Below are 11,983 nucleotides of genomic sequence, written 5' to 3' on the forward strand. Positions count from 1 at the left end.
GTGGGTTGACGTGGTCGTACTTGCCGGTGACCCAGGTGAAAGTGTCTTCGGACGCCGCCTGGATCACGGCCTGATAATGCTTCGGCAGGCTGTTCCATTTATCGAGGTTCATGACGTTGTGGCCCTGGCCGGTGCCTTCCCACCAGCCCGGATAATAGTAGAACTTCGCGACCTTCACGAAGCCGAGCTTCTCGTCGTCATAGGGGCCGACCCATTCGGCGGCGTCGATAGTGCCTTTTTCCAGCGCCGGATAGATATCGCCGCCCGCGATCTGCTGCGGCACGCCGCCGACCTTGGCGATGATCGTGCCGGCAAATCCGCCGACGCGGAACTTAAGGCCCTGGAGGTCTGCCGTCGACTTGATCTCCTTGCGGAACCAGCCGCCCATCTGCGCGCCGGTCGAGCCGGTAGGTGCGCCGATGCAGCCATATTCCTTGAGCAGGTCGTTGATCAGATCCTGTCCGCCTCCCCATTGCAGCCACGAGATGTGCTGGCGCGTATTGAGACCGAATGGCAGCGACGTGCCGAACGTGAAGGCCGGGTTCTTGCCCCAGTAATAATAGAGCGCGGTGTTGCCCATCTCGACGGTGCCGTTCGACACGGCATCGAGCACCTGCAGGCCGGGCACGATTTCTCCGGCCGCGAATGGTTGGATCTGGAAGCGGTTATCGGTGATCTCGGCGACGCGCTTGCAGAAAAATTCGCAGCCGCCATAGAGCGTATCGAGCGCCTTCGGCCAACTCGCTGCCAGGCGCCACTTCACTTCCGGCATCGATTGCGCGACCGCGGGCGCAGCGATGGCGCTCGCGGCGAGCGAGATGCCGCCTGCCTTCAAGAACTCACGACGTTTCATGCGTTTCCCCTCTTGCTGGAGTCGATACTCGACAAGGGACAACGATCTTGAGTGTCGTTTTTGGCTTCGTCGGTGACCGACGCTGGATTGTGGTGATTAGGTTCGCAGGCCTTCAACAGGCTCTTGTTATCGGAATTCCGAAGTTTCCGGTTCCGACAGCGAGCATGACCGTTCGGGCACCGATAATCAAGCGCAATGCCTTATCGCAGTTGCGAAGGGCGCGCTGAATCTTCAGGCAGGCACGCGCTCGCCGCCTCCCGCCTTCGTCCCACCAAGCGCAGCTTCCATCGCCTTGCGCGTCTTGACCGTCTCGTTGCCAGTGTCGATCTCGACGTCGCTCCAGCGCACCACCGCGCCATGCGCGATATTGTTCGTCAGCTTCACGCGATGGGCGAGCCCGATCGGCAGCGCGCCGGCGGCAAGGCTCGCCTGCGCCGGCATCAGCTTGCCCCACACCGTGTAGCCGCCCTCGCCGTCGAGCTCTTCGCCCGCGCGCAGATCGCGCTTGGCGACCGCGGCGACGTCACCGCGAAAGCCGTGCGGCTGGCCGGTCGGCTCATGACGCAGTGCCGCCGACAGCACCGAGATGTTCAGCTCGAGCCCGATCAGATGATAGGGCTTGTACATCGCCGCGTAGCGGCCGGAGGCATCGGTCTTCAGCCCGTACTGCTTGAAGCAGTCGGCGGCATAGTCGTTCGGCGCCTCCAGCACGACATAGACGCCCCAGCGCAGGTCGCGGAAGACGGGCCGACCGTCGCGTTCGATCGACGACACCACTTCCACCACGCCTGACTTCTCCAGCACACCGCCTTTCTCACGCGGCCGCAGGATGTGCGGGAGATCGTCGACGCCGCAGGGTGGAAACAGCAGGCCGTCGGAGGGCACATCGAGGCCGGTGGCGTTTGCAATCGCCGCCATCTCGATCGCGGACTTGGTGCCGTCAAGGAACGAGTTGAACATCTGCGGATTCATGCCGGCGGATTGCGCCTCGCCCGCGGTGAGGCCGTAGTGACTCCAGACGCCTTCCGGCGTCACGTCATGATAGGCCGGCAGATACTTGGTGCCCTTGCCGGCGGCGACGACTCGAAAACCGGTTGCGCGTGCCCAATCGACCATCTCTGCCGTCAGTGCCGGCTGGTCGCCATAGGCGAGCGAATAGACCACACCCGCTTTGCGGGCTTCTTCCGCGAGCAGCGGGCCCGCCAGCACGTCGGCCTCGACATTGACCATGACGACATGCTTGCCGGCCGCGATCGCCGCGCGCGCATGCTTGATGCCGACCGCGGGATTGCCGGTTGCTTCCACCACCACATCCATCGCGCCGCCGGCAATGGCGCGCGCGCCGTCATCGGTGAACGTCGTGGCCTTGATCCGATCCTCGTCCCAGCCGACGGTGCGGCACGCCTCGCGCGCGCGATCGCGGTCGAGATCTACGATGATGGGCACCTCCAGTCCCGGTGTGTGCGGCACCTGCGACAGGAACATCGAGCCGAATTTTCCGGCGCCGATCAGCGCCACGCGAACCGGCTTGCCGGAGGCGGCGCGGGCTTTGAGGAGGTGGTGGAGGTTCATGGCGGGATGTCCGATGATCGTTGTTTTCGTCATTCCGGGGCACGCGAAGCGTGAACCCGGAATCCATCGGGCCGCATGCGCGAGCGGAGAAATGGATTCCGGGCTCGACGCTACGCGTCGCCCCGGAATGACAGTGTGACAGACTACTCCGCCGCCTGCCGCGGCGCACGCGCCAGCCGCAGCAGTGCGTCGTCTGCGACCGTCTGGATCGGGGTGAAATCGCGATGGGCAATGTATTCCGGCCGCGTCGGGGTGCGGATGTAGTTCGAGACCGCGTTCAGCGTCAGGTACACGATCTTGCGCGGGTAGGGCGTGATGTTGCCGCTCGATCCGTGCACAAGATTGCCGTGGAACATCAGCATGCCGCCGGCCTTGCCGGTCGGCGCGACAATGCCGCCGTCCTTCACCAGGCGTGTCACGGTCTCCTCGTCCAGCGTCCACAGCGGGTAGGAGGTGGTCTCGAGGTCATGCGCGGCCTTGAGGTCGCCGGCATGGTGGCTCTTCGGCACCAGCATCAAGGGGCCGTTGATCGGCATCACCTCGTCGAGGAAGATCGCGATATTCATCGCGCGCGGCTCCGGCATGCCGTCGTCGCGCTTCCAGGTGCCGTAATCCTGGTGCCACTGCCAGACGTCGCCGGTGAAGGCCGCCTTCGCGTTGATCTTGAACTGGTGCATGTAGACCTTCTCGCCGAAGATCTGCTCGATCGGCTCGATCATGCGCGGATGCGCGCCGAGCGCGCCGAAGGCCTCGTTGTAGAGATGCGCCGCAAAGGCGGTGCGCGGCGCGCCGCTCTTTTCACGCCACACCTCGGGGCGGTTGGCATCGTAGATGCTCACCGCCTCGCGGGCGAGGAAATCAACCTCTTCCTGGCTGAACAATTCGGGCAGAAACAGCCAGCCCTCGCGGTTGAAGAATTCGATCTGCTCTGGCGTCAGTTTCATGCTGCTTCCTCCTTTTGGGTTATCGTTGGTCTCTCGGTCGTGATGACGGAGCGTCACGCGGCGATCGTGGCTTGCCTCAGTCTTTGCTCCGTCATCCGTCCTGCGGTCTGCGCATGCGAAAGTGCTGCGGCTTCGGCCGCCTTCGCGTTGCCGGCAAGGATATGCGCGGCGATCTGCTCGTGCTCAGCCCAGGCGCTTTCGCGATAGTCGAGCTCGGCGAGCACGGTCGCCATCGAGCGGCGCATATGCGCCCATTGCGGCGCGATCATCTCCTCGATCGCGGGATTGCCTGACATCGCATAGATCGCGCCGTGGAAATCGACGTCGCGCGCGATCAGTTCCGAAAGCGGTGTATGTGCGTCGATCGCGCGTCCGGCCGTCAGCGCTGCCTCGAGCCGCGCGCGGCAGGACACGTCGGTCCTGCTGCGCCCGGCGGCGAGCTGCGCCGCCAGCGCATCGATCGCGCCGCGGACTTCGTAGAGCTGGCGGATGCGCTGCGGGTCGAGCTGGGTCACTTCGAAGCCGCGGCGGCCGCTTTCGGCGACCAGGCCCTGGCGATGCAGCAGATGCAGCGCATGCGACACCGGCTGGCGCGACACGCCAAGTTTTTCGGCCAGCTCGTTCTGGGTGATCCGCTGCCCCGGCAGCAGCGTGCGGTCGATGATCGCCTCCAGGATCCGCGCATAGACCTGGTCGATCAGGTTGGGTAGCGGCTCGAGCGGCAGCATGCCGAGCGTTTCCTTCGGAATACGGAATTCCGTATTCGGAAAGGCTACGCCCGGCGCTAAGTGCCGTCAAGGCGAAACCGGAATGCCGCTCGTCCTAATTACCCGGGCGCAACTCGACGTCGAATGCAGCGATGCGCTCGGCATCGGCAATGGCCTCGAACGCGGTGATCCTGTCGCCAGCAATGGTGAACCGCAGCACGATCCGCAATTGTCCCTCGAGGATGACCGCCAGTGCCGGCTCGCCGTCGACCAACGCGGGTTTTGCGGCCTGCGCCCGTCCCTTGAAGGTTTCGGCGACGGCCATCGCGCCGCGGATTTCCGCCAGCGATCCCAATCGGTGCGCCGCCGCATCGGCCCGGAACACGACATCGGGATCGAGCACCGCGAGCAGCCCTTCGAAATCGCCGTCGCGCGAGGCCGCCAGGAATGCCTCCACGATCCTGCGCTGCCGTGGCGCATCGCCATCGGCGGCCTCGCGGGAGCCCTGCACGCGGCGCCGGGCACGGCTCGCCAACTGGCGCGCTGCCGCCGGCGTACGGCCGACGATCGGCGCGATCTCCTCGAACGGAACGGCGAACATGTCGTGCAGCACGAAAGCGAGCCGTTCGGCAGGCGCGAGCGCATCCAGCACCACCAATAGCGCCGCGCCGACGGAATCGGCCATCTCGGCGTCGCGCTCGTGGCTATCGTGCGCGGCGGGCTCGGGCACGTGCGGCCCCATCGGTTCCTCGCGGCGCGCCTTGCGCGCGCGCAGCATGTCGAGACAGACGCGGGCGACCACGGTGGTGAGCCAGCCCGCCAGATTTTCCACCGCGGAGGCATCGGTGCGGCTCAGTCGCAGCCAGGTTTCCTGCACCGCATCGTCGACTTCGCTGGTTGAGCCGAGCATGCGGTAGGCCACCGCGCGCAGATGGCCTCGGTTGCTCTCGAACTGCGCGGCCAGAAAATTTTTCTCGTCCATCGGTCACACTCTTCATCTCGGGTCCGTCATGGACATGACGAAGCAAATCCGGCCGGTGTGACAGCAAATCGGCTGGACTGCGTCAAAGCCAATGGAATGGAGAACAATGATGCAAGCCCGCATGAACCACCCGGTCATGGTCATTCCCGACGCCATGACGACGCTGCAGACGCTCAGCAATCTGCCGCATGGCAGCCTGCCGGAGAAACTGCTCGAACTCGTGCACCTGCGCGCCAGCCAGATCAATGGCTGCAGCGTCTGCGTCGACATGCACCCGAAACTCGCGAAGAGGGCAGGCGAAACCGACGAGCGGCTGTTCTGCGTCGCCGCCTGGCGCGATGCGCCCTACTTCACCGACGCAGAGCGCGCCGCGCTCGCGCTGACGGAATCGCTGACGCGGCTCAGCGACCGCGAGGAGGGGGTGCCGGATGCGATCTGGCGCGAAGCCGACCAGCATTTCAACGAAAAGGAACTGGCGTCCCTGATCCTCGCGATCGCCATCATCAATGTCTGGAATCGCCTCAACGTCGCCGTGCGCCAGCCGGTCGGCGCATGGAAGGTGTGACCGTCGTAACGCGTCTTGCCGGTTAGAGCGTTTTCGAGCGAAGTGGACACCGGTTCGCGGGAAGAAAACGCGTCAAAACAAGAATCTAGAGCTTCGGTTCTGATTCAATCAGAACCGAAAATGCTCGATTGCCGGGGCTCCGGCTGTGCACCAGGGCCGGTGAGGAGCTTCTCTCGAAGCCTCTTTACCGGCCGCATCCAATTTCTGGAACTGTGCTAAGTTCACGGACGCCGATCAGAGGCTTGGTCCAGGTCTCGATCGGCCGCGCTTTTCATTCTCGCATTTGCCCCCGTTCTGACTTCGCAAATCCTGCCTGTCACGCCAGAGCACCTTTTCATGCTGCGACCGACCATCCGAAACCAGATCCTTGGCATCGCCATGGGCCTCATCGTGCTGATGGCCATCACCTCGATGTTGTCGACGGTGATGGCGAGGAGGATCGCCCATCAGCTCGACGAACTGACAACGAAATATGTCGAGGCCTACGGCCATCTGGCGCGCATGAATATCCGTTCGCTCGAGCAGGCCCTGGCCGTTCGCCGGATGGTGATTGCCAGGACGCAATCGCCGCCTGACGAGGCTGCCGTGGCTGAGCAGCAGAAGATTTACGAAACGAAGGGCCAGGACATCGACCAGGAGGCGAATGCAGCGCGTTCTCTCATCAACGCAATCATCACCGATATGTCCACCGCATCCGACGACGCCAGGCTCGGCCGGATCGATGATCGAATCGAAACCCTGAACAATGATCTCCGCCGCTATCTGGGCGAGGAGCACAAACGGCTGCTGCCGCTGCTCGAGGCCGGCAATCTTGCCGAAGTCAGGGCCAGTCTTGCCCGCACCGAGGCGCTGCGTGACGAGCTTAACCAGAAGGTGGACGAAGTCCGAAAGGATATGCTGGCGCAGGTGCGCGCGGATGCTGCGGTGACTGCGAGGGATCAGCAACGGGCAATTCTGATTTCCGTCGTTCTGACGGCACTTGCCGCGATACTGGGGCTGCTGTTCTCGTTCTTCGTCAGCACCGGAATTGCGCGGCCGGTCAGGCGCCTGCTGGAAGGGACCCGCGCGGTCGAAGCCGGCCGGCTCGATGGCTCGATCGACGTCACGACCCGGGACGAGATTGGCCAGTTGACCACGGCGTTCAACAAGATGGTCGAGCAGTTGCGCCATAAGGAGCGGATACGCGAGACCTTCGGCAGATATATCGATCCGCGGGTCGTGGAAGGGCTTATTGAGAAACACTCATTGACCGCGACCGATGGTCAGCGACGCGTCATGACCGTGCTGTTCTGCGACATGAAAGGCTTTACGAGCCTCAGCGAAGGCATGACGCCGCAAGGGCTGGTCAAGGTGATGAATCACTATCTCTCCACCATGTCCGGCCCGATCCGTAGCCATCAGGGCATCATCGACAAATATATCGGCGATGCGATCATGGCCTATTGGGGCCCGCCATTCAACGAGGGTGCCGAACAAGCGCGGCTTGCCTGCCTCGCCGCCATCGACATGGCCGATCGCGGTACCGCATTGCGCACCGAACTGCCCGAATTGCTCGGCGTGCGGTCGGTGCCGAGCGAATGCGACGTTCGCATCGGCGTTGCGACCGGCGAGGTGCTGGTAGGAAGCATCGGCTCGGAATTCATGATGAGCTACACCGTGATGGGTGACGCGGTGAACCTTGCCTCGCGCCTGGAGGGCGCGAACAAGATATACGGCAGCCACGCCCTGGTTTCGGAAGCGACCATGAAAGCGGCAGCCGATACAATCGAGTTTCGCGAGGTCGATCGGCTGGTCGTGGTTGGCCAGACGCGACCGGTCACGGTGTTCGAGGTCATAGGCCGCAAGGGCGACCTCAGCCCGGCGCAATTGACATTGTTGAAAAGATACTCCGAAGGACTTGCCGCTTATCGCGACCGCCATTGGGACCACGCGCTGCAGGCGTTCAGGGAGGCGCTTGAAGCGGTTCCGGCTGACGGGCCGTCGATGGCCTTTGTCAAACGCATCGATGGCTTCAAGACAAATCCGCCCGCCGATGCCTGGGATGGCTCATGGTATCTCGACCACAAATGATGTGGCGAATATGACCGGCCGTCACCCCGCCAGAAAATCCAGCACGATCTCGCAATAGCGCTGCGGGGCCTGCTCGAACATCGGATGCGTGGTGCCCGGGATCATTTCGGTGCGCGAGCCGTTCACATGGGCGGCCAGCGTGTGCAGCACCTTCGGGATCGCGCCTTTGGTATTGGCGCCGCCGATGAACAGTGTCGGCGTCCGGATCGCCTCGGCGTCCGCCTTCGAGAATGGCGGACGCTTGTCGCGCGTCTGGCCGATCAGGGTCGTCGCATTATCGCGCAACGGTTCTTTCACGGCAGCCGGCAAGCGTTTCCAGGCGCCGGGACCCTCCAGCGCGTCGATGAAGATCTGCAGTCCTCCATCGATATCGCCCTTGGCGATGACCTCAGCGGAGGCGGCGATCCGCGCCGCCAGCGGCGAGGGGCCCGGCTTGAAGTCGGGATCGAGCGTTTCATCCAGTTCGCCGCCGGGCTCGGCCAGGATCAATTTGCGCAACAGATCCGGCCGGCGCTGCGCGACGCGGAAGCAAACATGTCCGCCGCGCGAATGCCCCATCAGGTCGACCGGCTTCGGCTCGATCTGCTCGATGAAGGCGATGACGTCTTGGACATGCTGGGCGATCAAATAGGTGTCGCCTGTGCCGTCCCACCGGTCGGGGAAGAAATGCCGCAGGCTGACCGCGATCACGCGGTGGTTGCGCGTGAGCGGCCCCAGCGTCGCGGACCAGATCCGGAAATCGCAGAGCGAGCCGTGCACGCACACGAGCGGCGGGCCGTTGCCGACCTCGAGATAGGCCATGTCGTATCCGTTGACGCGAAGCGTTTGCATGGGGATGCTCTCAAGTTCCCGCGGGATTCGGGTGGATAGCAACATTCTCCAAGCCTAGATTCCATTGCAAGGATAAAGCTCGACGTGTCGAGCCTGAGATATGGAGCAAGCCATGACCGGCCAGCATTTTGCGATCTTCGACACCGCGATCGGCGCTTGCGGCGTGCTGTGGGGCGAGCGCGGTATCACCGGCGTACAACTGCCGATGGGGAGCGAGGAAAACACCCGCAAGCGCATCCGGCAGCGAAGCGGCGAGGTGACGGAAGCCGCACCGCCGGCGGAAGTGAGAAGCGCGATCGAGCGCATGATCGAACTGCTCGCGGGCAAGCCGAACGACTTCGCCGACGTCGTGCTCGATCTCGACGACGTCCCGGAGTTCAACCGCGGAGTCTATGACATCGCGCGCAAGATTCCTCCGGGCAAAACCATGACCTACGGCGAGATCGCCAAGCAGCTCGGCGGCGTCGAACTTTCGCGCGATGTCGGCCAGGCGCTCGGCCGCAACCCGTGCCCGATCGTGGTGCCCTGCCATCGCGTGCTCGCGGCCGGCAACAAGCCCGGCGGCTTCTCGGCGAATGGCGGCGTGGTGACGAAGCTGAAGATGCTCGAGATCGAAGGCGCGATCGTCAACCACACGCCGAGCTTGTTTGATTGAGGGAATTGCAGGGTAGGCAAGCGCGGCGTGCCCACCATCACGGCGGAGTCTCTCACAGTGGGCACGCTGCGCTTTGCCTACCCTGCGCAGCTACGCGACCGTCTCGCACGTGAACCCATCGCCCTTCCGCCGGATCTTGCCAACCGAGGGCGAGGGGAAATGCGCGGTGCAGCAGAGCGTGTCGGTGTCGCAATAGCGCTCCAGGAAATTGCGCCGCGTCTTCGCCGCCTGCGCCTGGTCGACGTCGAACCTCGCCGACAGTTCCGGATAGTGCGTCTGCAGCGGCGAGTGCATCAGATCGCCGGAGAACACGGCGTCGTCCTTGCCGCGCCCAAAGGTGAAGGCGACATGGCCGGGCGTGTGCCCGGGGGTCGGCAGGATGCGCGCATGGTCGCCGATGACGAAATCGTCGGTCACGATCGCCTCGCGCTTCGCCTCCACGACCGGCAGCACACTGTCGACGAAGGGCGGCACAGCAGCCTTCTCGTTCTGCTCAGTCCAGTAATCGAACTCGCCCTTGGCAAAGACGTAGCGCGCCTTCGGGAAGGTCGGCACCCAGCGGCCGTTCTCCAATCGCGTGTTCCAGCCGACATGGTCGACATGCAGATGCGTGCACAAGACGTAGTCGATGTCCTCAACCGAGAACCCGGCCGCGGCGAGGCCGCGCATATAGGTGTCATCGGTCTTCATGTTCCATTTCGGCCGCTGCGGACGCGGCTTGTCGTTGCCGATGCAGCTATCGATCAGGATGGTGTGGTGCGGCGTCTTCACGACGTAGGACTGGAAGCACAGCAGCAGCACGTCGCTGTCGTCGAGCGCGTTGGCCTCGCGCATCCAGGCCCGGTTCTCGGCCAGGACTTCCGCTGTCAAGCCCGGCAGCATGTCCAGCGCCGGCAGGAAGGCGGTCTCCTGCTCGATGATGCGATGGATGGTGAGGTCTCCGATCGAGAAGATGAGGCTCATGGCAGGCTCCACGTCACGCTGGCGGCGGCACCGTGATCTTGACTGATGGCCGCTCCAGCATCTTCTGGTTGAACGCATCAAGGTTCGGATAGGCCTTGCGCCAGCCGCAATCGGGGAAGCGGAAGTCGGCATAGCCAAGTACGCAAACCAATCCGATCTGCGCGACATTGAACGGGCCCGAGAGCACATCGTCGCGCTGCTCGAACCGCTCCATGCCGGCCCAGGCCCGGTTCCAGTGGTCGTCATACCAGGCCTGCCACTGCGAGCCCTGCGGCCGCGCCATCTTCTCGTAGCGGCACAACAGCATGGAATCGAGCATGCCCTGCAGCAGCGAGTGATCGGTCTTCGCCTTCCAGCGCGCCGGCCCGGACGCCGGAATCAATTTGCCGCCGCCGGCGAGATCGTCGAGATATTCGACGATGACATAGGAATCGAGGATGACGTCGCCGTCATCGAGGATCAGCACCGGCAGCTTCTTCAGCGGATTGACGTCGCGCATATAGGCATCATTCGCCGTGCCCGGCGCAACCGTGGTTGGGACCAGTTCGATCCTGTCGATCAGTCCGGTCTCGATCGCGGCAATGCGCACCTTGCGGGCAAACGGCGAGGCGGGCGCGAAGGTAAGCTTCATAAGATGCCTCTAAGTAAATGCCATGTCGTCATTGCGAGGAGCGCAAGCGACGAAGCAATCCACGCCTCAGCAAGGGGCGGCATGGATTGCTTCGCTCCGCTCGCAATGACGTAGAGAGAGCGGTGCAGTTGGACTCACCCTGTTCGGATGAGGACAGAGAACGTTACGCCGCGACGATTTCCTGCCGCTGCTCGCCGAGCCCCTCGATGCCGAGCGTCACGACGTCGCCGACATTGAGGTATTGCGGCGGCTTCATGCCGGTGCCGACGCCGGGAGGCGTGCCCGTGGTGACGATGTCGCCGGGCAGGAGCGTCATGAACTGCGAGACGTAGGAGATGCATTTCGCCATCGAGAAGATCATGGTCGAAGTCGAGCCGGTCTGCCGGCGCTGGCCGTTGACGTCGAGCCACATCGAAAGGCTCTGCACGTTCGGGATCTCGTCCCTGGTGACGAGCCACGGGCCGACCGGGCCGAAGGTGTCGTGCGACTTGCCCTTGGTCCATTGGCCCAGGCGCTCGATCTGGAAATTGCGCTCGGAGACGTCGTTGCAGACGCAATAGCCGGCGACATGGTTGAGCGCATCGGCCTCGGAGACATATTTGGCGCGGGTGCCGATAATGGCGGCGATCTCGACTTCCCAGTCGAGCTTGGTCGAGCCGCGCGGTTTTTCGACCGGATCGTTCGGGCCGGAGAGCGAGGTGTTGGCCTTCAGGAAGAAGATCGGCTCGGACGGAATCGGATTGCCGGTTTCCTTGGCATGGTCGGTGTAGTTCAGCCCGATGGCGACGAATTTCGAGATGCCGGTGACCGGCGCGCCGAGGCGCGGATTGCCGGGAACAGCAGGCAGCTTGGACGGATCGAGCGCGGCCAGCTTGGCAAGGGATTGTGGCGAATAGGTCTCGCCGGTGAGGTCCTTCACATGCGCCGACAGGTCGCGCAATTGGCCGGATTTATCGATCAGGCCGGGCTTTTCCTCACCCTTCGCGCCGTAACGAACAAGCTTCATTTTTGATCACTCCCTAAAGGGGTTTCTTGGGGCTTACGGACTTGGGACGCTTCATGGAACAGCGCGGGGCGAAATTCAACTGCCGAAAGCGCGGGGCGGCTAGGTCGGGTGAGCAAAGGCGCATTTGCGCCGTGCCCGCCATTCACATTCCGCTCGTGATGGTGGCACGCGGAGCCTGTCATCGGGCGCGCGTTCGCGCGACCC

At 63.6% G+C, this 11,983-nt stretch carries 12 protein-coding genes (1 of these 12 running past the window's edge); 3 read left to right on the forward strand and 9 right to left on the reverse strand.

Going from position 1 to position 11,983, the window contains the following annotated elements; genetic code table 11:
• The 5 genes from I6F35_RS08205 to I6F35_RS08225 all read right to left on the reverse strand — a co-directional run.
• Positions 1–853: the 5' portion of an ABC transporter substrate-binding protein gene (locus I6F35_RS08205; RefSeq protein ID WP_225117139.1), read on the reverse strand. The gene continues 236 nt to the left of window position 1, outside the view; the window shows 853 of its 1,089 coding nt (coding positions 1–853); its start codon is at positions 851–853; its stop codon lies beyond the left edge, outside the window.
• 231 nt (positions 854–1,084) lie between these two features.
• Positions 1,085–2,425, reverse strand: a complete 1,341-nt coding sequence (locus I6F35_RS08210; protein WP_225117140.1) for a Gfo/Idh/MocA family oxidoreductase — start codon at positions 2,423–2,425, stop codon at positions 1,085–1,087.
• A gap of 143 nt (positions 2,426–2,568) precedes the next feature.
• The gene (locus I6F35_RS08215) at positions 2,569–3,369 is read right to left on the reverse strand and encodes a phytanoyl-CoA dioxygenase family protein (protein ID WP_225117141.1); all 801 of its coding nucleotides are present in this window, start codon (positions 3,367–3,369) and stop codon (positions 2,569–2,571) included.
• A 53-nt stretch (positions 3,370–3,422) separates the two neighbouring features.
• Positions 3,423–4,097, reverse strand: coding sequence for a GntR family transcriptional regulator (locus I6F35_RS08220; RefSeq protein WP_225117142.1), 675 nt, complete (start codon positions 4,095–4,097; stop codon positions 3,423–3,425).
• A 94-nt stretch (positions 4,098–4,191) separates the two neighbouring features.
• Positions 4,192–5,058, reverse strand: a complete 867-nt coding sequence (locus tag I6F35_RS08225) for a sigma-70 family RNA polymerase sigma factor (RefSeq protein ID WP_225117143.1) — start codon at positions 5,056–5,058, stop codon at positions 4,192–4,194.
• 109 nt (positions 5,059–5,167) lie between these two features.
• Between I6F35_RS08225 and I6F35_RS08230 the strand changes: the two genes are divergently transcribed.
• A complete protein-coding gene (locus I6F35_RS08230) occupies positions 5,168–5,623 on the forward strand; it encodes a carboxymuconolactone decarboxylase family protein (RefSeq protein WP_225117144.1) in 456 nt (151 codons plus the stop codon).
• A 336-nt stretch (positions 5,624–5,959) separates the two neighbouring features.
• Positions 5,960–7,693 carry an adenylate/guanylate cyclase domain-containing protein gene (locus I6F35_RS08235; protein ID WP_225117145.1) on the forward strand — a complete coding sequence of 578 codons (1,734 nt, stop codon included), beginning with the start codon at positions 5,960–5,962 and terminating at the stop codon, positions 7,691–7,693.
• Between the two features lie 21 nt (positions 7,694–7,714).
• Here the strand turns inward: I6F35_RS08235 and I6F35_RS08240 are convergent, their stop codons facing one another.
• The gene (locus I6F35_RS08240; RefSeq protein ID WP_225117146.1) at positions 7,715–8,524 is read right to left on the reverse strand and encodes an alpha/beta hydrolase; all 810 of its coding nucleotides are present in this window, start codon (positions 8,522–8,524) and stop codon (positions 7,715–7,717) included.
• 112 nt (positions 8,525–8,636) lie between these two features.
• On the opposite strand from I6F35_RS08240, the gene I6F35_RS08245 reads away from it, so the two are divergent.
• Positions 8,637–9,179, forward strand: coding sequence for a methylated-DNA--[protein]-cysteine S-methyltransferase (locus tag I6F35_RS08245; RefSeq protein WP_225117147.1), 543 nt, complete (start codon positions 8,637–8,639; stop codon positions 9,177–9,179).
• Positions 9,180–9,269: 90 nt separating this feature from the next.
• Here I6F35_RS08245 and I6F35_RS08250 read toward each other — a convergent pair whose 3' ends face one another.
• The 3 genes from I6F35_RS08250 to I6F35_RS08260 all read right to left on the reverse strand — a co-directional run bounded on the left by I6F35_RS08250 (position 9,270) and on the right by I6F35_RS08260 (position 11,779).
• Complete coding sequence (locus I6F35_RS08250) at positions 9,270–10,142, reverse strand: MBL fold metallo-hydrolase (protein ID WP_225117148.1); 873 nt, start codon at positions 10,140–10,142, stop codon at positions 9,270–9,272.
• A 13-nt stretch (positions 10,143–10,155) separates the two neighbouring features.
• Positions 10,156–10,773 (reverse strand): glutathione S-transferase, encoded by a 618-nt coding sequence (locus I6F35_RS08255; protein WP_225117149.1) that lies wholly within the window; start codon positions 10,771–10,773, stop codon positions 10,156–10,158.
• A gap of 163 nt (positions 10,774–10,936) precedes the next feature.
• A complete protein-coding gene (locus tag I6F35_RS08260) occupies positions 10,937–11,779 on the reverse strand; it encodes a fumarylacetoacetate hydrolase family protein (protein ID WP_225117150.1) in 843 nt (280 codons plus the stop codon).
• Positions 11,780–11,983 lie beyond the last annotated feature (204 nt).

The sequence above is a fragment of the Bradyrhizobium sp. BRP22 genome (assembly GCF_020194175.1).
In the GTDB taxonomy this organism is placed as follows: Bacteria; Pseudomonadota; Alphaproteobacteria; order Rhizobiales; family Xanthobacteraceae; genus Bradyrhizobium.

Excerpts from the sequence above, each read along its gene's own strand:
- I6F35_RS08210 (WP_225117140.1), bottom strand. The coding sequence starts at position 2,425 with ATGAACCTCCACCACCTCCTCAAAGCCCGCGCCGCCTCCGGCAAGCCG.
- I6F35_RS08215 (WP_225117141.1), bottom strand. The coding sequence starts at position 3,369 with ATGAAACTGACGCCAGAGCAGATCGAATTCTTCAACCGCGAGGGCTGG.
- I6F35_RS08220 (WP_225117142.1), bottom strand. The coding sequence starts at position 4,097 with ATGCTGCCGCTCGAGCCGCTACCCAACCTGATCGACCAGGTCTATGCG.
- I6F35_RS08225 (WP_225117143.1), bottom strand. The coding sequence starts at position 5,058 with ATGGACGAGAAAAATTTTCTGGCCGCGCAGTTCGAGAGCAACCGAGGC.
- I6F35_RS08230 (WP_225117144.1), top strand. The coding sequence starts at position 5,168 with ATGCAAGCCCGCATGAACCACCCGGTCATGGTCATTCCCGACGCCATG.
- I6F35_RS08235 (WP_225117145.1), top strand. The coding sequence starts at position 5,960 with ATGCTGCGACCGACCATCCGAAACCAGATCCTTGGCATCGCCATGGGC.
- I6F35_RS08240 (WP_225117146.1), bottom strand. The coding sequence starts at position 8,524 with ATGCAAACGCTTCGCGTCAACGGATACGACATGGCCTATCTCGAGGTC.
- I6F35_RS08245 (WP_225117147.1), top strand. The coding sequence starts at position 8,637 with ATGACCGGCCAGCATTTTGCGATCTTCGACACCGCGATCGGCGCTTGC.
- I6F35_RS08250 (WP_225117148.1), bottom strand. The coding sequence starts at position 10,142 with ATGAGCCTCATCTTCTCGATCGGAGACCTCACCATCCATCGCATCATC.
- I6F35_RS08255 (WP_225117149.1), bottom strand. The coding sequence starts at position 10,773 with ATGAAGCTTACCTTCGCGCCCGCCTCGCCGTTTGCCCGCAAGGTGCGC.
- I6F35_RS08260 (WP_225117150.1), bottom strand. The coding sequence starts at position 11,779 with ATGAAGCTTGTTCGTTACGGCGCGAAGGGTGAGGAAAAGCCCGGCCTG.